This window comes from Marinoscillum sp. MHG1-6, assembly GCF_024714475.1.
Classification (GTDB): Bacteria; Bacteroidota; Bacteroidia; order Cytophagales; family Cyclobacteriaceae; genus JAMZMI01.
On sequence record NZ_JAMZMI010000003.1, the window covers coordinates 638,322 to 665,230 of the forward strand.

Annotated in this window: 21 protein-coding genes and 3 tRNA genes; 13 read left to right on the plus strand and 11 right to left on the minus strand. The window is 43.6% G+C overall.

Translation table 11 applies throughout. The features are described from left to right. Positions 1 to 186: 186 nt before the first annotated feature. Positions 187 to 744, plus strand: a complete 558-nt coding sequence (locus NXR94_RS09915; protein ID WP_258104466.1) for a hypothetical protein — start codon at positions 187 to 189, stop codon at positions 742 to 744. A 72-nt stretch (positions 745 to 816) separates the two neighbouring features. Here NXR94_RS09915 and NXR94_RS09920 read toward each other — a convergent pair whose 3' ends face one another. Then, entirely contained in the window at positions 817 to 1,035 is a 219-nt protein-coding gene (locus tag NXR94_RS09920) for a hypothetical protein (protein ID WP_258104467.1), read from the minus strand. 356 nt (positions 1,036 to 1,391) lie between these two features. Next, on the minus strand, positions 1,392 to 2,771 hold the full coding sequence (locus NXR94_RS09925; RefSeq protein ID WP_258104468.1) for a redoxin domain-containing protein: 1,380 nt from the start codon (positions 2,769 to 2,771) through the stop codon (positions 1,392 to 1,394). A gap of 239 nt (positions 2,772 to 3,010) precedes the next feature. Here NXR94_RS09925 and NXR94_RS09930 point away from each other — a divergent pair, with 239 nt between their 5' ends. After that, positions 3,011 to 8,140: a hypothetical protein gene (locus NXR94_RS09930; protein WP_258104469.1), complete on the plus strand. Its 5,130-nt coding sequence runs from the start codon at positions 3,011 to 3,013 to the stop codon at positions 8,138 to 8,140. 237 nt (positions 8,141 to 8,377) lie between these two features. After that, the gene (locus NXR94_RS09935; RefSeq protein ID WP_258104470.1) at positions 8,378 to 8,572 is read left to right on the plus strand and encodes a hypothetical protein; all 195 of its coding nucleotides are present in this window, start codon (positions 8,378 to 8,380) and stop codon (positions 8,570 to 8,572) included. Positions 8,573 to 9,184: 612 nt separating this feature from the next. Here the strand turns inward: NXR94_RS09935 and NXR94_RS09940 are convergent. From NXR94_RS09940 to NXR94_RS09965, 6 genes are all read right to left on the minus strand, one after another. Next, positions 9,185 to 9,290: transfer RNA gene (locus NXR94_RS09940), tRNA-Thr, on the minus strand. Between the two features lie 185 nt (positions 9,291 to 9,475). After that, positions 9,476 to 9,579: transfer RNA gene (locus tag NXR94_RS09945), tRNA-Thr, on the minus strand. Between the two features lie 186 nt (positions 9,580 to 9,765). After that, positions 9,766 to 9,838, minus strand: a tRNA-Thr gene (locus NXR94_RS09950). 196 nt (positions 9,839 to 10,034) lie between these two features. Beyond that, complete coding sequence (locus tag NXR94_RS09955) at positions 10,035 to 11,975, minus strand: DUF349 domain-containing protein (protein ID WP_258104471.1); 1,941 nt, start codon at positions 11,973 to 11,975, stop codon at positions 10,035 to 10,037. Between the two features lie 36 nt (positions 11,976 to 12,011). Beyond that, positions 12,012 to 12,587: a YqgE/AlgH family protein gene (locus NXR94_RS09960; protein WP_258104472.1), complete on the minus strand. Its 576-nt coding sequence runs from the start codon at positions 12,585 to 12,587 to the stop codon at positions 12,012 to 12,014. Further along, a complete protein-coding gene (locus NXR94_RS09965) occupies positions 12,588 to 13,172 on the minus strand; it encodes a tRNA-(ms[2]io[6]A)-hydroxylase (RefSeq protein WP_258104473.1) in 585 nt (194 codons plus the stop codon). A gap of 94 nt (positions 13,173 to 13,266) precedes the next feature. On the opposite strand from NXR94_RS09965, the gene pdxH reads away from it, so the two are divergent. Further along, the gene (pdxH, locus tag NXR94_RS09970) at positions 13,267 to 13,908 is read left to right on the plus strand and encodes a pyridoxamine 5'-phosphate oxidase (protein ID WP_258104474.1); all 642 of its coding nucleotides are present in this window, start codon (positions 13,267 to 13,269) and stop codon (positions 13,906 to 13,908) included. A gap of 1 nt (position 13,909) precedes the next feature. Beyond that, positions 13,910 to 15,130, plus strand: a complete 1,221-nt coding sequence (locus tag NXR94_RS09975) for a hypothetical protein (RefSeq protein ID WP_258104475.1) — start codon at positions 13,910 to 13,912, stop codon at positions 15,128 to 15,130. On the opposite strand, the gene bshB1 is transcribed toward NXR94_RS09975, so the two are convergent. After that, on the minus strand, positions 15,118 to 15,837 hold the full coding sequence (bshB1, locus tag NXR94_RS09980) for a bacillithiol biosynthesis deacetylase BshB1 (RefSeq protein ID WP_258104476.1): 720 nt from the start codon (positions 15,835 to 15,837) through the stop codon (positions 15,118 to 15,120). The genes NXR94_RS09975 and bshB1 overlap by 13 nt on opposite strands. A 163-nt stretch (positions 15,838 to 16,000) precedes the next feature. Then, positions 16,001 to 17,638 (minus strand): pyruvate dehydrogenase complex dihydrolipoamide acetyltransferase, encoded by a 1,638-nt coding sequence (locus NXR94_RS09985; RefSeq protein ID WP_258104477.1) that lies wholly within the window; start codon positions 17,636 to 17,638, stop codon positions 16,001 to 16,003. A gap of 142 nt (positions 17,639 to 17,780) precedes the next feature. Between NXR94_RS09985 and NXR94_RS09990 the strand changes: the two genes are divergently transcribed. From NXR94_RS09990 to NXR94_RS10015, 6 genes are all read left to right on the plus strand, one after another. Beyond that, positions 17,781 to 18,725: a YheT family hydrolase gene (locus NXR94_RS09990; protein ID WP_258104478.1), complete on the plus strand. Its 945-nt coding sequence runs from the start codon at positions 17,781 to 17,783 to the stop codon at positions 18,723 to 18,725. Between the two features lie 40 nt (positions 18,726 to 18,765). Then, a complete protein-coding gene (locus NXR94_RS09995) occupies positions 18,766 to 19,461 on the plus strand; it encodes an SOS response-associated peptidase (RefSeq protein ID WP_258104479.1) in 696 nt (231 codons plus the stop codon). A gap of 85 nt (positions 19,462 to 19,546) precedes the next feature. Beyond that, the gene (locus NXR94_RS10000) at positions 19,547 to 21,055 is read left to right on the plus strand and encodes a hypothetical protein (protein WP_258104480.1); all 1,509 of its coding nucleotides are present in this window, start codon (positions 19,547 to 19,549) and stop codon (positions 21,053 to 21,055) included. Positions 21,056 to 21,141: 86 nt separating this feature from the next. Further along, positions 21,142 to 22,149, plus strand: coding sequence for a 3-oxoacyl-ACP synthase III family protein (locus NXR94_RS10005; protein ID WP_258104481.1), 1,008 nt, complete (start codon positions 21,142 to 21,144; stop codon positions 22,147 to 22,149). Continuing rightward, entirely contained in the window at positions 22,122 to 22,748 is a 627-nt protein-coding gene (locus tag NXR94_RS10010; RefSeq protein WP_258104482.1) for a hypothetical protein, read from the plus strand. Before NXR94_RS10005 ends, NXR94_RS10010 begins: the two co-directional genes overlap by 28 nt. Continuing rightward, the gene (locus NXR94_RS10015) at positions 22,748 to 24,073 is read left to right on the plus strand and encodes a toxin-antitoxin system YwqK family antitoxin (protein ID WP_258104483.1); all 1,326 of its coding nucleotides are present in this window, start codon (positions 22,748 to 22,750) and stop codon (positions 24,071 to 24,073) included. Before NXR94_RS10010 ends, NXR94_RS10015 begins: the two co-directional genes overlap by 1 nt. 154 nt (positions 24,074 to 24,227) lie before the next feature. Here NXR94_RS10015 and NXR94_RS10020 read toward each other — a convergent pair whose 3' ends face one another. Further along, the gene (locus tag NXR94_RS10020) at positions 24,228 to 24,638 is read right to left on the minus strand and encodes a hypothetical protein (protein WP_258104484.1); all 411 of its coding nucleotides are present in this window, start codon (positions 24,636 to 24,638) and stop codon (positions 24,228 to 24,230) included. Positions 24,639 to 24,738: 100 nt separating this feature from the next. On the opposite strand from NXR94_RS10020, the gene xerA reads away from it, so the two are divergent. After that, positions 24,739 to 25,884 (plus strand): site-specific tyrosine recombinase/integron integrase, encoded by a 1,146-nt coding sequence (gene xerA, locus NXR94_RS10025; protein WP_258104485.1) that lies wholly within the window; start codon positions 24,739 to 24,741, stop codon positions 25,882 to 25,884. 68 nt (positions 25,885 to 25,952) lie between these two features. After that, positions 25,953 to 26,666 carry a hypothetical protein gene (locus NXR94_RS10030; RefSeq protein ID WP_258104486.1) on the plus strand — a complete coding sequence of 238 codons (714 nt, stop codon included), beginning with the start codon at positions 25,953 to 25,955 and terminating at the stop codon, positions 26,664 to 26,666. Positions 26,667 to 26,909: the final 243 nt, after the last annotated feature.

The following is a 26,909-nucleotide window of genomic DNA, read 5'->3' on the forward strand; positions in this document are numbered from 1 at the left end:
ATGATGGTTATTACTAAATTATAAAATTACAGCCGCTACGGAGAATCTATATAGATATAAATCAAGTATCTGAGGAAATACTACCATTTACACCTCCTGTGGAAATTTTTGTATGCCATCCTGACCGGTTGTTTAGAGAGTTGTTGAATAAACGCTAATTTTCAGGTTCCTTCAATATTTGCCACTATGATCAGCGACTTCCAGAGAAAAAAACTGGTGCATTTGTTTAACCTGCTTGACCTAAGCGAATCAGGCAATCTTCAGCTCAATGATTTCGCTGAATTAGCAGAAAAAGTGAGGATAAAACTCAATTATGAGGATAGAAGTAAGGAGCACGAAGTAGCGGTCAGGAAATCCGTTAAGTTCTTTTATGACCTGTTGAGAGAAATACCTGACCATCAGGACCAGACTATCAGTTTGGAACAATGGCTGGACTATTTTGATGAAAATGTAGTCAACAGTGATGACGATGATGTGATCTCAGATCATGTGCAGTTCTTTCTTGATTTCCTTTTCGGGCTATTTGATGAAAACAGGGATGGATTTATCTCTATCGATGAATACATTGATATTTTCGAAGTGTTTGGACTGGAGAAGTCACATCTTGCCAAGGCCTTTATCAAGCTCGACCTGAATGCAGACGAGCGTCTTTCACGCTATGAATTGATCCCCGCTATCGAGACTTTTCTTCAAAGCGATGATCCCGAGGAAGTAGGTAACTGGGTGTTTGGTGCCTGGGACTAGCTGGCAGCTAGCTAAACAGGACTCAGATTCATCAGTTCTAAAGACCTGAGAATACTAGACTATCAATAACGTCTAAATTTCCAGCTCTACATATGCAGAGTTATATGTATTGACACTTTCGTCAAGTGTAAGCGTTGCAATCACATAATAAGAACAACATTCCCATTTCATTTTTTCAATCTCAATATTCTCTATGCTTACAGTCGTTCCTGCCCTTGGGATTTGAATTGTATAGTTAAAATCGACCTCTTCAAGAATTCCTCCTCCCTCTGGCTCTCCAAAGGTGATCATTCCGTCTCCTATGAAGAGCTTTTTATTGAAAGTAGACTCAAAACTAAGAGTATCATACGGCGAATTATCGATTTTATGCGTTCGGATAATAATAGTTGAATCAAGCTCTTCAGTGGAGTATCTATCAAAATTGAGAATAATTAAAAGCTCTCTATTAATATCCAGAGATGGACAGTCAATTGAGGAGCATTCCGAAAGTTTTTACCACAACCAACTAAAAAAAGCATTGCAGACAATATTACAATCGAAAAAACACAAGAAAGCCAACCTTTCATAATCATTTAATTCTGTCTTACTTACACAACTATCATGCTACTCAAAACTAGTCCGGCAGTTACTTCCGGACTAGTTTCAGGTCAATTCCGCGGCAGTTGAATACGCTGCTCATAACGCTCAAGGAAATTGATCAACTGCTCCTCAGGGTCCAGCTTTTTCGCAATGATTTTCTGCTGGGCATCCAGCACGTAGAGCTGAGGTGTAGTTCTCGTGTTGTAATTCACCCTAAAGTCACTCCTCCCATAAGGATCAGCCAGATGTATCCAATGAAGCTCCTTTTCATGGATAAACTCCTTCCAACGATCGACATTCGTGGTCGTACAAACACCCACAATCTCTCCTCCCAGTGCCTTGATCTGCTCGTGATTCTGGTTCAGCAAAGGCACCTTCTTTTTACAATGCCCACAATCCGGATCATAGAAGAAAAGCACCAAATATTTATTATGAAATTGATTCAGTCGATGAGGCCTCATGAGGGTATCCAAAGCCTGAAAATCTGGCGCCTTGTTACCGATCAGATTAGGTTTAATAAATTGCACCTCCTCAGCCAGAAGCCGCAATGTTTTCTCTGGCAACCAGTGAGCTTCTCCAGTGAGACAATAACGTTCAATCAGGTGAATCCAGACCTGATCAAAGCCCATGATCTCCGTTTCCTGGTATTCCTCGAGAAAATATTGTAACCACAGATCAAAAGTGGATTCGTCAGACCGACACCAATCCAGCCACTGATCAATTTCTAAGATGAGTGAATCAGGAATGGGAGGCACCACCCTTTCAAAATACCTTGCAACATAGCCCTTAAACACAGGAGTACGCATCAACGCATACGGTGATTCTACCATATCAAAATAATGCTCATGAACGTAATTTGACCTCTCTGATACATCCAAACCCAACTCATCAGGAATACTAACGCCCTTGATCATACTAACCATGGCCGAGACAAGTCTTGCCGGATGTGCCGCAATTAAACTATCCTGAAAAGTTGAAACCCTCACCTGGATTTCATTCAGCTTAGATTGAATCGCAACAGAATCGGTTTTGTTCGCGGTCTTCAGTTGTTCAAGTAAGGTCAATCTTTCCCTTTGATGACCGGCCATTCCCAATTGGAATGCCCGGAACACCTCGTTTTCGGGCGAGCCTTTGATCTTCAAATGTTCATAGCCCTGATCACATGATCCGCTCAAAGAAAAGTCTTGCTCCTTCACCACAAATTCGAAATAATAGGTCGGCGTATAAAGAAAGTAGATCCCTTGCAACAATACGCCGCTCCCTTCCAGAACCGCTTTTCCCTTTCCATTAAAGGCAAGGGTATCCAGGCTGTATTTCTTACCAAAAGAATGATATCCCACCATCACTGATTGATCCTCCAGCCCTCTCCAATCAAATGAAATCCGATAGGATTGAGCTTTGGCCAGGAAGCAAATTGAGAGAATCACTACAGAGAAAAAAACCTTCATATTTTCAGTTCAAGATAATTCGGCCTCAAAATTAGTTAAGTTTTGCAAGTGATAAACTAATTTCACACATCCTTCTATTACCATAGATATTCGCTTACCACAGTTTTCATTCATTTTATTGATCCATTTTATGTCATTTAAAATGAATTAATAGAAAAATATAATATTCAGTACAACGTCTTTTGTTATTTTGGCCGCCGAATTATTAAGAACACGCACCAACCGCCAAAATTCTTTCAATGACCAAAAAGCTCACGCTTGTTTTATTGTTCATTTTACAAACCACTATTGGTAATGTTTATGGGCAATTGCAACGCTTCCCTGCCAATGTTAGTCCAATTGTTGGCTTACCTTATTCCCTTTACCTAAGTGACTACACTGATCCTGCAAAGGAACTGCTTACAGCCAACATCATTTTCAATGACTATAATGAGCCTAGTTGGACCTTTAGATTAAAACTCAGACTGGAAGGTGCCGATATCCGTCTGGAGACCTCTCCTCATTTTATTCCTTCCCAGCCGATTACCGTCAGTCCCGGCGAACCTGTACGGTTCACTGGAGAGGACTGGATCGAATACCTGGATTACCGAAACCTAAATATCGACGGTGTCGGGAGAAAACTGCTCCTGGAAAGTGGTCGATTGCCTGAAGGGGGCTATACGCTTTACTTACAGGTACTGGACTATCATACTGGTGAAGCTCTGTCCAGGGAAACCCCAATCTCATTTTGGGCTTCTTTGAAAAGCCCTCCTATAATCATCACGCCACAGGAGGACGCTTTCATCCAACCAACAACTCCCCAGATCCCTTTCACCTGGCAGCTTTTTAATGGAGGATCTCCAAATGACTTACTCGGACACGAGTATGAACTGACCATCTGGGAGATCACGGAAGAATCTATGTCCCTAACCCAGGTCGATCCGCTCAGTGCGGTACAAAATGGTCAGGCAGTACAAATCTTTAAATCCGATCGGGTTGCCAGCACATCACTGGTCTATGGACTTGCGGATCCTTCTCTTGAAGCTGGAAAAGCCTACATCTATCAGGTTCAGGCTTTTTCTCTGGACGGAAAAGATGCCTTTAAAAACCAGGGTAAATCACAATTCAGAAAATTCTATTACGGATGGCCTACTGGTGGCGATATTCCCATAAAATTCCCTGAAGAAGGCCATGTTCTGGGACTGGATCAACAAGCCGCACTTCAATGGCACACTCCATCCAACCTATTACCCGGACAGTCTCTACGTTATGAAATCCGGGTGGCGGAAGTAGAAGATCAACAGAGCCCCGAACAAGCATTGGAAGGCCCGCTATGGTATTTCTATGAAACCAGTCCGACCACATCCACACTTGACCAGGCGCTGGAAGTTCCTATACCCAAGCCTACTCAAAAATATGCCTGGGAAGTCATTGGTTATTGCGAAAACCAGGAGGTATCGAGAAGTGACGTCCACACCTTTCATGGGCCACCTTTATTAGAACGATTTTATGCCGGAACGCATCGTGTAGAAGTATTTACCATCAATGATGACGAAAATGACCTATCAGGAACGGGTAAGGTAAGATTGGAACCCGATAAATGGACTGACATCTCATTTGAACATTTAAAGCTGAAACAATCAGGAATGCTTTGGACTCTTGACGAGGGAGAGATTATTATTAACAAAAGTAAAACCCACAGCCTGAAGCCCACCGAAGAAGTAAATGGGGACATTACTTTCATTTCCTCGCAGTACAAACTTGACAAGAACGGGTTGTCCATTTTCGGATATGCCGAATGGCCGCTACATCTGGCAACCTTTTCCAGTGATAAATCGCTGGTTATTTCAAAAAGCGACTGGTTTACTTACGATGAATTCTATCTTTCCGGGGGCACCCACTTTGTGGACGGAAACACTTTTGAGCTACTTGATCCATTCGGGTTCGCATTGGATGTGAGCCCAACCTCAAAGATCTACTTCAGTAAAGGCATCTATACCCTCCAGCTAGATGGATTTGTTGGGCTCCCTGACAACATCAAGGGCTTCCCGGAATACGAGCGAGTGAAAGTGCCTTTCCAAAGAAAAGAGCAGTTGTTTTATTTCAACTCGGATGATATTTCAGTATTAAGTCCAATTTATGTCGCAGATGAACTCAATATATTTCTGGAAACTTCCTCCTTTACGGTAGATCTTTCGGAAGAAAAATCACCCGGAGCATTTTCAGAAAATGAAAGCTGGAAAGGCATCGCCTATCGGGAAGCCACCTTAATTGTTCCAACCAATCTGGACCCGCGAAATCATATTAAGCTGTCGGAAGATGTTTCCTTCGAAATTCCACAACCTATTGATGGTTCAGCTCTGGCCTACATTTCAGATGGCGGACTCTTCTTTTCAACCAAACAAACATTTTCGGATAATCTATCAATCAGTTTCAACACTTTTCCCTGCACACCATCTACCATTACATTAGAAGTAGAAAATAATGAACTGACCGATCAATCCGTACTTACCGGAAAGGGGTACATACCTGTTCTTAGCTCTGATAACACCTTCGACTTTTCTGCACCCATTTCAAAAACCGGCTTCACCACAGGCTATTTTGAAGGCCTTGAGGGGTATCGCTTTACTCACAACCCAGATAACGACGAGCAACGCATCACCGGAACTGTCCAAAGAGCTGTCTTTGAAGAGCACAACCGACTCAGTCTCACCCTCGACCTGAAATGGCCGGCACTTAATGCTTCTATAACCGGACTTCGTTATTTTAAGGTTTGGGGTAACTACAATGTCGGATTCTATACTCCTGAAGGTCTTTTCGCACTGGATAAGCAAATCACGACCACCCATCAGGGTTTTCCGATTACCATCGATGCAGTTGCCGTGGGCAGAAACAGCGGACAATATGGTTTTGGAGTATCAGGAAAAATCTCTCTTGGAGACGATGTTGCCGGGAATGACGGCGCACCTTCCTTCAACATGTACTCTCTTACCAAAAACCCAAGGCTCCCCGGCGATTACATTGCGGAAGCCAAAGTATTCTCTCAGGAAACAGAAACCATCAATTTTGAAGCCGCCAAAGCGAAATTCGAAGCAGAAATCACGGCAAAAAAAGAAAGCGCCATTCAGGCCCTTGACGCGAGAATCAAAACTCTGGATGAAGGCATCTCAGCTGAAGTCAATGCTCAGGCAATGATGTGGGAAGGCGGAACAACATCCTTGCCAGAAGATATGATTGACACTGCATACTCCGGGCATAAAAACAGTGCAATATGGCAAGATCAGGAAACCGCCGGAAAGGTGGTAATGAAGATGATCCAACTCCATGCGGAATTAGCTACCAACTCAAAATGGAACCCTTATAGCAAAGCCATTTTGGCATTAACCCAGTCGGAAAAGAATGAGTTCCTGCCAAATTTTCGATCTCTTCCTGACGAAGTCTCCACGGGTGCCGCTGCAATGATCTCCGCAAAGATCATTGCTCCTATGGATCGGGAAATTCAGAAAGTCACAAAAGAGATCAACACCAGGGTAAATAGTATGACCTCTGATGTTAATGGAGAAATTGAGACATTGATCAACGGATTGGTAGACAACGCGGCAGATGAGGTCATCTCTGCTATGGTAGCCGAGTATCCTGAAATCGGTGGTTTGCTTGCCGAATTAACCAATAGTCTGAAAAAGGAGCTCAATAATGAAATCACCTCCAGTATCAATGAATCTGTATATGAGAATATTACCTTTCCGGTGACTACCCTACTACAAGACCAGCTACTAGCACGAATTGAAAGTTCCATCAAAAATTCGTCAGCGGTTAGCATAAAAGCTTTGTTTACGCCTGGCGAAAAACCGGCTAACGCGCTTGCTTCCTCATTAAAAGATCTGGATGAAGAATTTGCTGAAATCGGAGTAGATGTCCTTAGGCTATTGAAGCCTGATGAGATTGCCACCAGAATCAAATCTCTGGGAAGTGATGCCATTAAAGGAGTCAGTGGAAGCCGAATAGTTGGTCGGCTTTCCAAAAAAGCAAAGGAATCTGTCGCACAACTGGCACTCAAGGAATCAACCAAAAAATCCGAGGAATACCTGAACAAACAACTAAGTGAGGAATTGGGAGTAGATATTCCGCTGGATGTTGGCGGATCCATCGTCAAACTCGTCAAATCCGGCAGCCTCAAAAAGGCCATTCTCGCAGACCCGATCACCGTAAAGCTCAGATCTCCAGCCATGGACTTCAATGGGACACTTTATCACACCAAAGATCACCCTATTTACGGAAATGTCTTCTCATCCACCGTTGATGTGCTAGTCAAGGTCCCGGACAAAAGCAACCCCATTAACATTCAGGGTGCATACATGAACGGCCGAAAAAATGGCTCCTCCTACTGGTTTGTAGAAATTGGAGGAAACACCAGCGCTGTCCAAAAGAAATCAACCGACAATTTCGATGCTCCTCAAGGTATGGATCAGATTGGCGGAGAGATGGAGGATGGATTTAGCGTTCCAAAGACCAACATCAACCTAGGCATTATGACCATTGCCGCACTTCGAGGTAGAGTTTACAAACACATGAAAGGAGATGGACTCACCGGTCTCTCTCCCGATCCCTCCAACATGTTCGGCGCTTACCTGCATATGGTTATGCTAGGACCAAAGCAAGGCGACCTGATGCGCATGGAGGTTCAGGGTGAAGTCAATACCTCCATAGATGGAAACATGGAATTAGACTTTCGTGGTGATATACAGGTTTCAAACAACACTGTTCAAATCGAGAAAGCGGATAATAGCGCAGCAGTTCAAGGCAGCGTTGAGGTAAAATACAATGAGCGCGAGCGGCATTTCTTTGGATATGCGACTGTTCAGTTGATTAGCTCCGGCCTCTGCGGAGAGGGTAGCCTTTTAGTCGATGTAAAACCCGGCCAATGGAGAGTAGCACTGGGGAATCGGGAAGACCGCATAGGTATTGTTCCGGCTTGTACCGGCATGGCCTACTATGGATGGATCGACCTGCAATCCGAATATGTAGAGGTTGGGGCCGGACTGGGGCTGGCTTTTTATAAGGATGTAAACATGAACCTTGCTGTCGCCAAGGTTGGGTTGATCATGGCCGCGGCCATCAATGTCAATGCCTTCGCCTCCGTAAACTACAAGCCCCTCACTGTTCGCGAAATCGGTGTTTTCGTAGAGCTATGGGCTAACATTCAGGCATGGTACAAACTTCCACTCAAGAAAAGAAGGACCATCGAGCTGGTGGATGTATACTTATACGCCAGCTCAATCATGCGATTCTATCCTTCTCCGTCAATTCTTTATGGCACCTTAAAAGGACGTATCGCCCTGGTGAAAGTGGTTAAGTTCAAGTTCGAAAAGAATTACGAAGTGGATATCTAGTTAAGGATATATTTGGCTGACCAAATTTCCTGCATTGGCACATCATCAAGGTTAGGGATTCGGTTAGGTCCCGATCGCAATTGCATTACGATCAAGTTAAATTGAATCTGAAAATTGAGAGAATCTTGTCGGTGATAAGTTCAAAAAGGACAAAAGAGAATAATCCATTTTTCTTAGATTGTATATTGATGATATGAAACTTTAAAGACAATTTAGAATAGGAATAAGTTTAGGAAAATGAGATACCAGATACGCAATCCAAAAACCAGACGCAAGAAATATCGAAAGCTTATTACTAAATCCGTTCTCAACTTGCGAGATATGGGAATTAATCCTAGTCGGTGTGCCGCTCCGGCGAAAGCTCTGCCACCAAAGCCTGACTGGCTGATAAGAGCCGAAAAGGTGCGTAATGAGCTGGGTCTTGATGATTGAAAAAGATAGATCGTAAATACAATCCTTAACCCAGCTATTTTAAGTGTTTACTTTGCGTCACTTAAAACCTAATATAAAAGCATATATCTTCAGACTCAGGGTATAAAATGAGCGATTACCCTCACCAAAATCCGATTTCAGTTGATTCGATGGATTAAGCAGAATATTATCGGTAATCCGGTGCGTCAAAAAAAAATTGGGGACAAAGGACTTTTGGGAATAGTGTTGATTAAGGATCAATTCTAAAACCTGTGGGGTGTCTTGAAAAAATACAATAAGCCCTTTTTACCACCGAGAACACAAAGGACACAGAGGAACTAATCTTATTGTAAATCTCTAATTCTCCTTTATTTGGACAAAATGCCATTTTTATTCAAATAATGAAGGCTTTAAATCACCAAAAGACTTTTGACAACTCTGTCTCTGCTTTCTCAGTGATCTCCGGGGTGAGAGAAATGGAGGAAATTCTCACTTCACAATGTGGCTATATGAAAAGAACAATCGACCCACAGAAATATTGCTTGATCCTTGATTAATTAAAACAGTGTCGGAGACACTGGGTATCATTATTCATTTTAAGTGTCACACTTTGTGAAACACTTAAAACAAAAAGGGCATCCTATCGGGATCGAATCGCAGCGGCGAACCGTCAATGACCTACTGATTACAAGTCAGTTGCTCCATCGGAACGCCGAACCGCAGCTGAGCTAAGGAAGCCTAAACCAGTCATTCCTCACTCAAGGTTACTCAAATAAATTGCTGAACTATTGCCCGTACTCCGGCATTAATTGAATGAACTTCATTTAAAGTCAGCTATAAACGGCTAACCAAAAAACAGAGCATCTATGACAGGAAGTGAAAACAAAAAAAGGCAGTCACATTTTCATGTAACTGCCTTTATTGAGCCTCCTATCGGGATCGAATCGCAGCGGCGAACCGTCAATGACCTACTGATTACAAGTCAGTTGCTCTATCGGAACGCCGAACCGCAGCTGAGCTAAGGAAGCCTAAACCAGTCATTCCTCACTCAAGGTTACTCAAATAAATTGCTGAACTATTGCCCGAACTCCGGCATTAATTGAATGAACTTCATTTAAAGTCAGCTATAAACGGCTAACCAAAAAACAGAGCATCTATGACAGGAAGTGAAAACAAAAAAAGGCAGTCACATTTTCATGTAACTGCCTTTATTGAGCCTCCTATCGGGATCGAACCAATGACCTACTGATTACAAGTCAGTTGCTCTACCAGCTGAGCTAAGGAGGCTTATCTCATCTCATCCGAGAATTGATTTTGCTCTTTACCACCAAGTCAGTTGCTCTATCGGAACGCCGAACCGCAACTGAGCTAAGGAGGCCTAAATCACTCATTCCTGAGCCATTTATTGGGGCGCTTGTTTTAAAAGCGAGTGCAAATGTATACCGTCCATTTTTAAATACAAACACCCCGGACAAAAAATTCCTTAGAGCTGTTTAAAAACTTGAAGTTGGCGTCTCAAGTCTTCAATTTCCTTCTCCGCCTCATCAACTTTCCCCATCAATTCTTCCTTCAACTGATCCGCAGTTTCAGAATCAGCAAAAAATTCCATATTGGTTTTCCAGGTAGATATCTCAGATTCCAGATCAGAAATCTTCTTCTTGATACTTCCTTCTTTCCTGTTGATCTTTTGAGTACTGTGCGGACTGTTTTTGAGCTTGTTGACTTGAATTTTCAACTCAAGCTCGTTTCGTTGATTATCACTCAACTCCTCCATGTTCAACAGGCGCTCCATAACCTCGTCAAAGCGATGATGTATGTCCTCTATCGCATTGCGGGGCACAAAACCTATTTCCGCATATCTATCAATGAGATCATAAACCTGATTGAGTTCTATTTCATCAGAATTTAGATAGGCTTCTAACATCGCGCAGATCTCATTTTTCTTCTTAAGATTCAGCTCATATTCCTGAGCCTCCCCGGAAGACTGAGATCGTTTTCTATCAAAGAAGGCATCACAAGCGGTTTTAAACTTTTCGTAAACATCATTTCGACGTTTTTCCGGCACCGGGCCAATCTTTCGCCAATCCTGTTGCAGTTTCTTCAGCTCATTGGCGGTCTGATTCCAGTCTGTACTATCCTTCAACACCTCAGCCTGCTTCACCAGCTCCAACTTCTTCTCCAGGTTTACTTCTCTTTCTGATTCCAGCTTCTTGAAGAAGTCACTCTTATTTGAGAAGAACTTCTTGAAATTGGACCAAAAGTGACGATTAATTTCTTTGGCGCGGTCTCGTGGAAGTCCACCGATCTTGTCCCACTTTTTCTGGAGCTCGAGGATCTGCTTGGTCTTCTTATTCCAGTCTCCTATCCGGTCAGAATTGAAACTCGCAAACTTTTCCGCCTCATCACCTAAAGCATATTTTTCCTTCGCATTATGAGACAACTCTTCCTTGACATGATCAAAGAAATCCTTGCGCTTGGAGTATATTTTGTCTGAGGCAGCCTTGAAGCGATCCCATACGGCATCCTGCTCCTCTCTTGGAATAGGACCGATATGTTTGAATTCTTCGTGCAATTCATTTAACTGATGGATCGCCTCCTTGATATTTTCCAGCTCATCAAGGGCCTCCGCCTTTTCACAAAGCTCCAGCTTACCTTCCAGGTTCTTCTTTCGGTCAAGCTCTTTCAACTCGAAGTAGATACTTCTGTTGTCGTAGAACCGATCCAGAAGGGCGTGATAGTTAGCCCAAAGTGTTTTATTGTATTGTGACGGTACCTGACCGATGGACTTCCATTCGGACTGCAAAGCTTTTATCTCCTCAATGGATACGTTGGTCTCTTCACCATCGACCAATTCTCTGATGCGATCGAGAATAACATTTTTCTTAACCAGGTTTTGTTCCCTGTCCTTATTTAACTGGGAGAAATACTTCTGTTTTTTCTCTCTAAGGGTATTGTAAAGCAGGAAGAAGTGGCTATCGAGCTCGTCTCCTTTAAATTGGAAATCAGCTTCATCATTTCCTTCCTGAGCGGTAAAGGCCTCCAGCGCAGCTTGTCTTTCTGCCTGGTAAATTTTGTCGTAGTAAGGTTTGATCTCCTTTAAGGCGCGATCCACAAGACGCATATCCTCTATGGACGAGAACTGCTTCAAAGCGGCATATATTTTCTTTTTATCCGCACCATCCAGATTCAGGTTTTCCAGCAGGCCGTCACCAGACTCCTCTTCTTTATCGTCTGCCTCAGAATCATCTTCAGCCGAAGCTTCCGGCCTTGCCAAATCCTCCACCTCCTCTTTCGGTTCGGTGGAAGCGGCTGGCTCTTCTTTCTTTTCTACTGTCCCTTCTTCTTTCGATGATTCAGGTGAGACCTGATCAGAGACCTGATTCTTATCATCTGAATCAGGGAGTTTTTCATCCTTATCTACCATAGTATCACAATCTACTATACTTATTCAAAGCTAATATTAATTTAATCTGGGATCAAGGGGGTAATTTGATATTACCTTAAACTTTCCTCCCATCTCCTGCAGCACCCTTTTCCATAATTCTCCGGGCTCCACATCAAATACCAGCTCCTGGGGCGCATTTTGATATACAATCCACGACCGCGCCTCAATTTCCCCCATTAATTGCCCATCGGACCATCCGGAGTACCCTACGAAAAACCTTACGTCTTTCGGACTAATAACTTTATTTTCAACTGACCCTAACAGCCCATCAAAATCAATTCCCCAGCAAATGCCGTTAGCAATTTCCTTTTTCGGCTCCAACATCAAGGTATCTCTATGCAAAAAATGAAGAGTATCCTGCTGTACAGGCCCACCCACATACACATCTCCTTCAAAGCCCGGAATTCCGATAAGTTCCTCCAGGTTATTGGGAGATTTTTTGTTGAGCACAAATCCAAATGACCCGTTTTCATCATGTTCACACAGGTAGATAACCGTTCGTTCAAAATTCGGATCAGGGAGATACGGCTCTGAAATAAGCAGATCACCCCTTTTTGGTTCAGTGATATGGTCCGGAACAAAATAATCCATCTAATGCAATGCAGGTTTAATTGGTAAACTACTTAAAATTTTTCCTTCATGTATTTTCATCTCTTCCAGTCTTTCATAGACTCGCTCTTCATCAAAATAGTTGAGAGCCATGCGAACAAACACCTCTCCGTGTCTCGCTTCAGATGCCCAAAGATCATGATAGAACTTCTTGAGCGATGGATTATCAAGTGCTTCATAAACCATTCGGAAACGCTCAGCTCCACGAGTCTCTACCAATGACGCCAACAGCAATCGGTCCATAAAACGATCTTCTCTCCCACTTCTACAGCCATCGATTAACTGTTTCACGTAAACATCCTGTTTCATCTCATGCGTCAGCTGTATGCCACGCTCTTTCATGATTTCATAGACCTGCTTAAAATGCTCCAACTCCTCAATTCCCGTATCTATCAACTCAGGTATGATTTCTAAGCGATCCGGGTATTTAGCTACGAAACTCATGGCCATAGCAGATGCCTTGCGCTCACAATCCGCATGATCTTTTAAAAACTCGTCAAAATCACCCATTACAGCATCAATCCATTCCTGACTACTATCTACCGCTAGGTCTATTCTGTACTTCATTTAATTTATATCCGCCTAATTCCTGTGCCGTAGCACGAATAATTATCTTTGATCAATAATAAGCATAAACCCATTGTATCCCTAAGTGTATTCGATGAAAGTGGACATAGCCGGATTGAGAAATGAGTATTCAAAAGCCGAATTAGATGTAAGTACGGTCGATGAATCTCCATTCAAACAATTTGAAAAATGGTTTGAAGAGGCGCTGAATGCCGAACTTCTGGAACCTAATGCCATGATACTGGGAACATCCGACGGAGCCGGATTAATTACCCAAAGAACGGTATTACTTAAAGCCTTTGATACGAACGGGTTTGTTTTCTACACCAATTACAACAGCCGAAAAGCAAAGCAAATTGAGCAAAACAACCGGGTGAGTCTGCTCTTCCCCTGGTATGGATTAGAAAGACAGGTTTCGATCACGGGATCAACAGAACGAGTGTCTTCTGCTGAGTCGTTAAAATATTTCTTAAGCAGGCCTGCGGGCAGTCAAATGGGCGCGTGGGTTTCACATCAAAGTAGCGTCATCACTTCTAGAAGCATCCTGGAATCCAAGCTCGAACAAATCAAACAAAAATTTAAAAATGGCAAAATCCCACTTCCTGACTTTTGGGGTGGATATCGTGTGATCCCGGACAGTATAGAGTTCTGGCAGGGTCGGCCGAGCAGGTTGCACGATAGGATATTGTACAGCCATGTCAATAATGAGTGGAAAATAGAAAGACTTTCTCCCTGACATGAAGAATCTATACCTTGAACGGTACGCGTGGCCCACCAGGGTCTTTCCTGACTTTTCACCCACCACATCCCCGGACCTCATCGTGGTCATCCCTGTTTATCATGAGCCGAACCTGATGAAGGCGCTGGAGTCACTAAACAAATGCTCAGACAATGAGGATGTACTGGTAATCGCGATCATCAATGAATCAGAGAATGAAGATTCGGGACTTGCGCAGGTAAACCAAAAAACTTTACAGAATATCGAAGGAGCTGAATTTCAGTTTCAATTTCTCTTCAAACTGGTAAAGTTGCCCCCTAAAAAGGCGGGCGTCGGTCTGGCCAGGAAAATTGGAATGGATGAGGCGGTGAGGATTTTTGAAGAGCAGGAAAAAGATGGCATTATCGTATGCTACGATGCCGACTGTACCTGCGAGACCAATTACCTGTCAGCCATCAAAGAATACTACACCCAAACTTATCTTGTAGGCCTGATCCACTATGAACACACCCTCAATGGGGAGAATCTTGATGCTATTGTAGACTATGAACTGTATTTACGCTATTATGTCAATGCACTAAGATGGGCGGACTTCCCCTTCGCCTTTCAAACCTTAGGATCGTGCATTACTGTAAAGTCCCGTGCTTATCAAAAACAGGGGGGCATGAACACCCGTAAGGCTGGGGAGGATTTTTACTTCATCCATAAAATGACCCCGCTCGGACGAATGGGAGAAATCAATAACACCGCCATCTATCCCTCGGACCGGGTTTCTGATCGTGTGCCTTTCGGCACAGGGCAGGCTGTGGAAAAATACCTTAAGAATGAGGACTCTAATTATGAAGTCTATAATCCAAGGGTCTTCATTGAGTTAAAGCATTTTATCGAAGCGGCGGCCTATCTATATGATTGTACCACTAGCTATGAGATGATCCTTTCTGAGAAATGTCAAAAGTTCGTTGATGAAAATGATTTTGAGACTGCCTTTCAGAAGATGAAAAAGAATTCTCCAAACGCTGAGCGACTACAAAAGCGATTTTTTGAATGGTTTGACGGGTTCAGGGCGCTGAAATTTGTTCATTTCATGCGTGACCGATACTATCCAAACATTGACATCATTGATGCCCTGGAATGGCTACAACACGAGTATTTGAAAATCCCTCACTTCAAGGGTTCGAAGGAAACCAAGTTGATGGCACTACGGGAACATGATCGCTCCCAGGACTTTTATTTAAGCTGAAACAGGTCTCCTACCCCAAGTGCCTGGCTGTATTGAAAGCCTTCTGCATAGGCTACCTGAATACGATGACCGTACTCTTTAGCCCTGCCTTCGATCATTAGCATAAACTCCGGCTTGGAGATGTAGGTTTGAGGTTCTTTGCTGTCCGGATTGAAAAACTGGGTTTTGAATGCCCTGATTGCTTCCATTTTCTTCTCCTGAGCCTCACTGATATCCACAAAAAAATCTGGTTCCAGGGAAGTGCTTTGAATCATGTTAAAGACCTTGGCCGGACGCCATGGCGACTGAAGGTTGCCATTTTCGTCTTTGGTCTCTATCTTCCTTAAGCCGGCGTTGAAGCACGCCTCCTCTACTAATTGCGCTGCCCGTCCGTGATCAGGATGACGATCATACTTCGCATTCGCAATTACAATATCAGGTTGATACTTGCGGATCTTCTCTATCAGCTTCAATTGATGCTCATGGTCGTTTTTAAAGAAGACATCGGCAAACCCCATATTTTCCCTGACAGCCAGCTTCATGATTTCACCTGCCTCTTCGGCCTCTATGATTCGTTGTTCAGGAGTGCCACGCGTGCCCATTTCACCTTTCGTTAAATCAATGATGCCTGTGGTATGACCTTTCATCTGATGCATGATCAGCGTACCGGCGCAGGCCAGCTCCGCGTCATCAGGATGTGCAACTATAGCGAGTAAATTGACTTTCATCTGTAATGAGTTAATAACAGCAGCATGCATGAAACCTCGCACGAAGCAGAATGTTCATCTAAATTTTATTCCTCATTTTAGGGATAATAAAATTTATAGCATTTAATGATAAAAAAAATGTCCCGTTGTTTAACGGGACATTGATATAGTTTAGTTCTGTTTCTTAGATCAAAATTGTAACAGGGTCTTCGATGAAGCCTTTCAAAGTTTGAAGGAATGCTGCTCCAACAGCCCCATCCACTGTTCTGTGATCACAAGTAAGCGTCATTTTCATCACATTACCCGGAACCAGCTGGCCATTCTTAACTACAGGCACTTCCTTGATCGCTCCTACAGCAAGAATACAAGACTCAGGCGCGTTGATGATCGACGTAAACTGATCAATACCAAACATTCCAAGGTTAGACACGGTAAACGTGTTACCACTCATTTCATCAGGAGTGATCTTCTTAGCCTTAGCTTTTCCTGCGAAATCTTTCACCTCAGTCGAGATTTGAGCCAGACTCTTATTGTCAGCAAATTTCACTACAGGAACAATCAACCCATCTTCTACGGCCATTGCCACACCCACACTCACGTGATGATTCTTTCTGATGCTGTTGGTCTCGCTGATCCAGTAAGTATTTACATCAGGATGCTTTCTAAGCGCTGCTGCCACCGCCTTGATCACGATATCGTTGAAAGAGATTTTTACCGGAGCCTGCTCGTTGATCGCTTTTCTAGCCTCAATGGTCTTATCCATATCCACTTCCATGGTCAAATAGAAGTGCGGCGCGCCGAATTGATTATTCATCAATCCTCTCGCAATAGCCTTCCTCATTTGAGTGGCTGGGATATCCTCATAGCTCTCCTGACCTACAACCGCAGGGAAAGATACACCTGAAGCAGCTGGTGCAGATGCCGCGGCCGGAGCAGATGCAGGGTTAAATTCTTCTACGTCTTTTTTGATGATTCGACCACCTTCTCCTGATCCTGAAACCTGAGAGATGTCAATTCCTTTATCTGCAGCAAGCTTTTTAGCCAATGGCGAAGCTTTTACCCTACCATTGCTAGCGCTATCTGACGTTGCAGCGGGTGCCGGGGAAGATGCTGATGCAGCAGGGGCCGAAGCAGGAGCAGGTTTAGATTCAGCAGGTGCCGCCTCTTTTGCAGGCGCTGAAGACTGAGACTGAGCGGCCAACAACGTTTTCCAGTCAGCACCTTTTTCACCAATAACAGCAATAGGTGCGTCGATTGCTACTGAACCTCCGGCCTCTACAGCAATGTGCAGTAGTACACCATCTTCGTAAGCCTCCAGTTCCATGGTGGCTTTATCTGTTTCAACCTCAGCAAGAATATCTCCTGATGAGATCTCATCTCCTTCTTTTTTCAGCCATGAAGCGATCACACCTTCCTGCATGGTATCACTCATTTTCGGCATGTTGATCACCGTAGCATTGATACCGGAAGTATCTATCGACTCTGCAGGTGCAGATGCCTCTTCTGCAGCTGGTGCTGCAGCCTCTGCGGGAGCAGCTGTGGCTCCATTTTTCAATTCGCTAAGCAGGCCTGAAATATCTTCTCCCTTCTCACCGATGATTGCAATAACACCATCAACCGGAACAGCATCTTTCTCTTTTACACCAATGTGTAGTAGCACGCCATCCTGATAGGATTCCAATTCCATCGTGGCTTTATCCGTTTCTACTTCTGCAAGGATATCACCAGAGCTCACTTCATCTCCTTCTTTTTTGATCCAAGATGCAATAACACCCTCTTCCATGGTGTCACTCATTTTGGGCATTCTGATTACTTCGGCCATTTTTAAGCTTTATAAATTGTTAATTCGGGTCCCAAAGTTAAGTCAAGTCGATTTTTTACCAACATTAAATTGACTCTTTTAATTCTCAATCTTTAAAGAGAAGTCTTCATTTTTGCCCCAACCTTTAAACTTTTACTTCAATTTGTTAAAATATTCATACAAGCGTCCCTTTTGGCTACCCAATGGACATCTGGAAACGATCTATCCTGCACTCTTCCGAAAAGTCAACGGACTCACTAAACCTGTCAGGCAAAGGATCTCCACACCGGATGATGACTTTCTGGACCTGGACTGGTATAAAAATGGCAACGACAGGTTAATGATCCTACAGCACGGGTTGGAAGGGAGTAGCGACCGATCCTACGTGCTGGGTATGGCTAAAATCTTTTTTCAAAACGGCTATGATGTGTGTGCCTGGAACTTCAGAGGATGCAGCAGTGAGATGAATTCAAAACCTATCTTATATCACAGCGGCGCCACCTACGATCTGGATACCGTGGTCAGTGAAGGGTTAAAATCTTATGAGGACATCACCCTGGTCGGATTCAGCCTTGGAGGTAACCTAACATTAAAATACCTGGGTGAACGTGACCTCGATCCTCGAATCAAAAGAGCTGCGGTGATTTCTGTTCCGGTCGATTTGGGATCCTCCTCGGATGTCATTTCTGCTCCTCAGAATTTTATTTATGAGCAGAGGTTTCTCACCAACCTTAAACAAAAAGTGAGACGAAAGGAGCGAAAAATTCCGGGATCGATGCCTATGGGTGATCTCAAAAAAGTAAAAACGCTGAGAGACTTTGATGAATATTTTACCGCACCGATTCATGGATTTAAAGGGGCTACAGATTATTACAATCAGAACAGTTCCATCCACTTTTTGAAGGACATAAAAATTCCAACACTCATTCTTAATGCTAAAAATGACCCGCTGGTATCTGAAAAAAGTTCAGATGAAAGCCTGGCTTCGCTCAATCAAAACATTACGCTCCTAACTCCTGATCAGGGTGGGCATGTAGGTTTTTCTCAGGGTCTGTCTGGCCCTTACTGGTCAGAGGAAATAGCGGTCAAATTCTGCTCTGAGAGATGATTTTTTTATAAAAAGCGGGAACGTAGTAACTTTCAACCATATGTTCGATCGATATACTGTTGGGTTTAGCCCGGAGACTATTGAAAAAGTGCTTGGGAAAAATGTTGAGGAGCCATTTGAGCCTACTTATAATGCTGCCCCAACTCAGAAACTTCCTGTGGTCACAAACACCAGCCCTGAGGCCGTACAACTATATTACTGGGGACTTTCCAGTAAGCTTTCCAATAACAAATCGATCAGCAAGCGCCTTTTTAACCTGGCCTCGGACGCGGCACTGGGCCGGCCAATGTACCGCAAGATCCTTGGCACTAACCGATGCTGGATCCTGACTGACGGTCTTTATGTCTGGAAGCAGGTGTCCAAAAAAATTCAGACCCCCTACTATTTCCATCGACCAAACAAGGAACCCATGATCATCGCAGGGGTCTATGAGGAGTTTGAAGAGTTTGACGGTTCTGTTTCCAATTCATTCAATATGATCACGGTACCTACCAAAGCACCGCTCATAGGTTACAGCGAGGATGCGCCTGCCTTACTGGATGAAAAGCAAGCCGAAAGTTGGCTGGATCCTGCACTCGAATTCGAAGAACTGGAATCTATCCTCAACAATATTAATCTGAAAGAATTGACCTTCTACTCAGTAAGTCCGATGATAAACAATTTGAATTTAACGGGTGCCTCCCTTATTGAACCCAGTCAGCCATCTGATCAGCATGGCAACTACACCCTTTTCTGAAAAAATGACCCTGGATCATTGGCATCTTTGAATAACTTCCACCTCTGAAAAAGACATTTTGGTAAAAAATCACGAAATTTCAGGCATGAAAATCTTGCTACAATTTGCACGCTCTACCGTCCTAATAGCCATCATTCTCCTATCCTCCTTTTCGGCTCAGGCTCAAAAGGAAGCAAAGCGATACTATGAAGCGGATGAAGCATTGTCTGCAGAAAATTACAGCGAGGCCCTTACCCTTTTTCAGGAGGTCTCGGCCATAAACCCAAAGTTTGAGGGCACGGAATATAAACAAATCGCCTGCGAGTTGATGATGGACCCGGAAAAATCACCAGATCCGTACCTGGCACTGGAGGGCAGCTATAATAAGGATGAATATTATTTCTACTGGCAGGGCAAAATATACCTTCAGCGATACCTTTTTGAGGACGCCGTGGTTGCCTTCAGACGATTTCGGGAGCAGTCCGAATTCAATGGCAACACCCAGGATCAAAACATTCAGGAACTTATGGCCCAAACCTCCCACCTGCTCAAGTTCTTTGACAATCCGGATGATTTTGAAATCCATCAACTGGAGAGCCCTGTGAATACCAATGCAAATGAGCTCACCCCGGTATACTCTAAAGAAAATCAGGAATTACTCTTCGCCTCAAACAAAGGTGGACAGGATTATAAAATCTATTATTCCAAGAAGGACGGTTCCGGATGGACTCCCCCAAAAGTCATTCCTACGCTAGGTAGTTTTACTGAAAGCACTGCCAACGTGGAGGTCGTTAACGAAGACGGAAAACTGTTTTTGTTCAGAGAAGACAATGGGGGTGATCTCTACTACAGCCATCCAAAGGGTGATAACTGGACCTCGCCGATTGAATTTGACAGTAAAGTTTCCAATAATCAGCTGGCCTCGCACTTCTTCATCAATGAACATGAGGATCGAATTATTTTCGCAACGGAAAACAAAACCACTGGCCTGGACATCTATGAGTCCTTTAGAGATCCCGAAAATGGCAAATGGAGTAAACCGGCTCCTTTTTCTATCGCCATCAATACGGAATTCAATGAAGACAGCCCGTATTTAAGCCTTGATGAAAAGTCGTTCTACTTCGTCTCAGACCGACCGGGCGGGGTTGGAGGATATGACATCTATCTATCTAAACTGGATGAAGTTAACTACAGCTGGAGCGAACCGACCAACCTCGGCTGGCCTATCAACTCCCCGGATGACGAATTCCATTTCAAAATGAATGCCGACCAGGCATCGGGTTATTTTGTCTCTGACCGTCTTCATACCAAAGGAGGCTATGACATCTACTTCTTTTGGAAAGTGGAAAAGGTAAAAATCACCGGGCGTCTGACCAATGCGCAGGGAAATCCTGTATCAAATGCACAGATCCGTTTTCGACCGTCTCAATATTCAGACGAATATTTCCACTCTACCACCAACAGCAATGGTCAGTACACTACCGAAATCTTCTCTAATGAGATCTTTAATGTAGAAATCCTGAGTGGCGGAAAGGTCATATTCAATGACAAATTTGAAGTCCATGATACCGGTGGCGAGAAAGTCACTCACTTCAAGGATTTTAGAATTAACTGATTGTATTACCGCTTACATAAGCGGCCTGCATAAATGCTCGTGTTTGTTTATCTTTCTAAACGATAAATAACCTAAACACGCACCCCATGTACACCTCCCAAATTACCGGAATCGGGCATTACGTTCCCGAAAATGTGGTGACCAACAATGACCTGGCCTCCATGATGGAAACCACCGATGAATGGATCCAGGAAAGAACGGGCATTCAGGAACGAAGGTGGGTAGACCCCAAAACGGATGATATGCCTTCGACCATGGGCACCAAAGCCGCATTGAAAGCCATCGAAAATGCCGGACTTACCCCGGAGGACATTGACTTTATCATCTTTGCGACCCTGAGTCCGGACTATTACTTTCCGGGCCCCGGAGTGCAGGTTCAGGAATTACTGGGTATCCGTGAGGTGGGCGCATTGGATGTACGCAACCAATGCTCCGGATTCGTCTATGGGTTGTCGGTAGCAGATCAGTTCGTAAAGACCGGCATGTACAAGCATGTGTTAGTCATCGGCTCAGAATATCATAGTGGAGGATTGGATAAAACCACCCGTGGTCGTGGGATCACGGTGATTTTCGGTGATGGTGCCGGAGCGGTGGTCCTTTCCAGGAGTGAGAACCCAAAGAAGGGCATACTTTCTACTCACTTACATTCGGAAGGCAAGCATGCCAGGGAACTGGCCCTGATCAGTCCGGCCACCTGCCACTGGGTAGATGAGATCATTGAGAAAAATGACCCGGAGGACACCAGTTACTATCCCTATATGAACGGCAACTATGTTTTCAAGCATGCGGTGACCAGATTTGAGGAAGTCATCACAGAAGCCTTAAACACCAATGGACTTTCTGCTTCAGACATTAGCCTTTTGGTACCTCATCAGGCTAACTTACGCATCAGCCAGTTTATTCAGCGAAAAATGAGGTTATCCGATAACCAGGTTTACAATAATATCATGAGGTATGGCAATACCACAGCAGCTTCTATCCCCATTGCCATGAGCGAGGCCTGGATGGAAGGCAAAATAAAAGAAGGAGACCTGGTATGCCTGGCGGCATTTGGTAGTGGTTTCACATGGGCATCAGCATTGATCAGATGGTAGGAGAGCAGTTTAAACCGACAAAAGAAGAGCTTGATATCCTTAGCGACACTCGATTTTTGATGCTCAAAGAGTCCCTGGCTAAAAAGGTCATTTCCCGTCTGGCAGGTATTGAACACGAAATAAAAATTCAGCTTAAGGAAAGCGCCTTTAACTTCCCGGAAAATGCCCTGATCCAGGCCGGAAAAATTTCCCGGGGAGAAAATTACAACGGACTCCCCTACTTCGTTTTGGACTTTCCCCGCTTATTTACTCAAAAATCCATTTTCACCTTTCGTACCATGCTATGGTGGGGAAATGAATTCAGCTGCACCATGCACCTATCCGGAGATGCGCTCAGCATGATCAATGAGCAATGCCTCACCCAAATAAAAGAGCAGCAAGACCTTTACTTTTGCGTCAACCGAAGCCCTTGGGAATACCATTTCGGAAAAGACAATTACGTACCTGCATCCACTCTTGATATTGGGGAAATGACAGAGCATATACACCAGCATAAATTCATGAAAATAAGTCGACATATCCCGGTTCAGAAATGGGATGAGTTTGAAGCTTTCACATTGGGAAGTTTTGCACAATATTTGCTGCTACTGAAATCATAATGAGAATTCCCGCACCGACACTCGTAAAATTAGCTGCCCTTATTCTGGTATTCTACGGAACAGCTGTAAATGCGCAATCCTCCCTTGCTGAAAAACTTGGAATCCCCGAAGACTCACTGGTAGATGGCACCTACTCGGTGAAGTATTTAGGTGTTCTTTCTGCCTATGGGCAAGTAACCAATCAAAAGAAAGAGGGCCCATGGAAATACTATTACCCGGACGGCACGGTTAGGGAGATCATTTCCTACAAGCAAGGAATAAAGGATGGCTATTCACGGAAATATGACTCTCGGGGAGTTTGCATCAATGAGACCCCTTATCAAAACGGAATATTGGAAGGACGCTATTACGAATACTATGATATCGGGAACCTGGCACTGCAAGGTCAGTACAAAAACGCTCTTAAAGACAGCATCTGGATTGAGTACTACGACAACGGGGCCATCAACTACCGCAAGAACTATAAGCTGGGAGAACTCGTTGGGAAATCAACTTTCTATTACCTCAACGGAAACATAGAGCACGAAGAACAATATGAAGATGGTGTAGCATCGGGTACCTGGACCTATTATTATTACAACGGCGTTAAGGCAAAAGAGGTCACCTTCGAAAACGGGGTAAGGCATGGAAAGTACCGGGAATATTTTGAGTACGGTAAAAAAAGCGTCGAGGGCCAATACCGCTTTGACCTCAAAGAAGGCACCTGGTTAAGCTTTATACCAACCGGCAGCCTTTTTTCCATTGGAGATTACCGTAAAGATCAGAAGCAAGGACTCTGGAAGTACTTCCATGAAAATGGAAACCTGGAATCCGAAGGCATGTACCTCAATGACTTCAAACATCAGCAATGGCTTGAGTATCACCCGGATGGGTCACTAAAAGCCATCGGCGCCTACCTTACAGATGAAAAGGATGGACTATGGGGTGCCTTTTACCCGAACGAACAACTGAAACAGGAACAGGAATGGAACCTGGGAAGACTTTTAAATGTCACGCCATTTTACACCATTCAGGGGGAAGAACGTGACCCGGGCACCATCGAAGATGGCAATGGAACGGTGCTCACTTACTTTGATGACGGGGAGCTGATGTCAAATGAAAGCTTTCAAAACGGCCTCAAAACCGGTCCGGCCACCTATTACTATCCTAATGGCAAAGTCAGCGAAATGGGCGCTTACAAAAATGACTTACGAACAGGTCTATGGCAATACTTTCATGACAATGGCAAAGTGGCCACTGAAGGAACCTGGAACCTTGGGGAGAAAACCGGCACATGGACCACCTATAGCCGTTTCGGTAAAGTGCTGGAGACAAAGGAATTTTAATGATGGACGGGCTTGAAAAGCTCAATGAGCATGTTCATTGTTTTCCCTACTTTTTCATCGGACCAGGCGTCCCCTCAAAAAGCTGGCAAAATCCAGACTGAAGTCATATTGACCCATATTTTTTTTTGCTTGATCCGTTATATGGTTTTCATAACTAATATTTCCACGGATCGAATTTACCCTTCATATGTTCCTGGTATTGGATGATCAATACCTTTTCTATAGGTCGGCCTTCTGAATGAGACTGCTCAACAATTGGGGCGAAGCCATATTCATAGGAAAAATAGTAAGCGAGCTTACCCTGCTGATAGATCGAAGAAAAGTACTGAAAGGAAAAGCCCGCATCCAGTAAGCGCTCTTTGCGCACTGTGGCCTTTCCATTAGGACAAAAGCGGTGGAGGATGCTTCTGTTCTTTCTAATCTGCCTGTTGACTGCGGCAATGACCCGTTCACTTTTCCTTTTATTTCGATTGTGATAATTGGACCGACATTGGTCATCACAGAACCGCTTATCTACTCGACCAGTCAATTGCCCATCACAATTTTCGCATTTACCATGTTCCATTCCGTTAAGTTATAACTTTATCTGTATTATTAAACGGATATATACGGAACTATACGTTTAAAAACACGGCTATTGAATTGCCATTATCGTTTTTTACCCTATGAGTCAAGGCTATACCGATCGACGTATTACTTTAAAACACCTGGTCATTGATCATCAAAGGATGGTTGGAATCAAATTCTACCCTGACAAAGTGATCCAGGCCCTTATCAAGCAACTTCCCGAGCCTAAATGGAGTGAGAAATACCAAATGGTGGTATTGAAGAACGAGCCGGAAGTGATCGATCAAATCTTTCAAAAATTCAAAGGCATTGCCTGGATAGATTGTCGGCATTTCTTTGCAAATCGCCCGGTAAATAATGGAAATGAAGCACTAAGTGTGGATCATTACCGAAAACGTACACCACAAAAAAACTGGAAATATTGTCCGGAAGAATTCTACCAAAAGCTGGAAATAAGAGGGTATTCATTCAACACTGCCAAAGTATATATCCCCCTGTTTGAAAAATTTATCAACCATTTTAAGTCGGTAGAAAACCTACTGGAAATCAACGAATATGACATCCGTCATTATCTGCAACACCTTGTTGTTACTAAACATTCAGACTCATATATTAACCAGAGTATTAATGCAATCAAGTTTTATTACGAGGTAGTGAAAGAAATGCCCAACCGTTTCTACACGGTAGAAAGGCCCATCAAAAAGGAATCCTTGCCCAAGGTGATCAGTAAAGAGGCTATCCTTAAGATGATTGAAAGCTGTCATAATATCAAGCACCGCTGCATACTCAGCTTACTCTATTCCACAGGATTGAGGAGATCTGAGCTTATCAATTTGAAGCTGAGTGATATAGATAGTGACCGAATGATGATCATGGTGCGTCAGGGAAAGGGAAAAAAAGACCGTTACACTCTACTAGGAAATAAAATGTTAAAGGAGTTAAGAACCTATTATCAATATTACAAGCCCAAGACCTATCTATTCGAAGGTCCGGACGGCGGGCCGTATGGTGCTACCAGTGTCGGGCGAATCGTTTCTCAGGCAGCGAAAAGGGCTGGAATTCAGAAACGTATTACACCGCACATGTTGCGTCATTCCTTTGCAACACATTTATTAGAGGCTGGTACAGATTTAAGGCATATTCAGACATTGTTGGGGCATAATAGCTCCAGAACTACGGAAGCATATACATTTGTTGCGCTTAAAGGTCTTACCAAAATTCAAAACCCATTAGATTTACCCTAGATACAAGGCGTATATAATGCACAAGTGCACTATATTCGGTTGTTATGGGCTATTGCCGCAACTTGCCAATGAAGCTTATCAAGAAATCTATTTTCATTTTACTCGTTTCCTTTGGCTGTTCTCAACAACCTAATGAACCAACATTTCATGGAAATTCTAATGTAATTGGTCAGTGGCATACAAACGACAAAAACTGGCCACATTGGCTCATGTTTGACTCGCTGAACAACTTCTATCGCTGGAGTTTCAACGAACAGATTCCTTCCGAACCAACGGCTAAATTTATTGCAACTGATTCAACAATTAAATTCATCTATCCTCCTGACAGTGTTGAACAGGAATTCATTTTACAAGTCTTTGAATACAATAAATTGACGATTCTGCCTCCCGATGACCGAATCATGTCAACTTATATCTATCAACGAGATAGTTTTTCCAGCCCGAGATTTGCCGAAATTTACATTCTCCGACTAACTGAAACAGAAGCAGATTCTCTTCAGGAGGCCATTCCGAACTATCAAGCTGCCGAGGATTCGATTTTTGAAGATGCATTTTATCTACTTGAACACTCTTGGATCAATTATCAACTCGTAGATTCAACTTCGGTAACTCTGAAAAACGGCACATCTTTTAACAAATTTGATTTCGGAGGATATGGAATAATCTACTTCACGAACGACAGCACCTATATTCGAGAGGGATTTCCGGAACGGTCACAATTCCAAGCCGAAATTGACTCATTCTTCCATTTTGTGAACAGAATTCACAGCTTAAACGATTAAAACAGCCCATAACATTGTGTATGGACGCATGTGCGAACTGAGCTTTTAGCCAGTGTCGGTGGAACTCGACCGTGAATCTGCCGCTGTGGAAACTGTACTGCTTTCTACCAATCTCAGTTCGCAGGAGTTTTTATCTTCTGAACGCACTGCCTCTTGGATACTTTGGAAGCACCGGCAGATTTCACTATTTTGCTGCTATAAGCCAGTGGGGCGCACACAGCGCCATACACGGGCGTTATATGG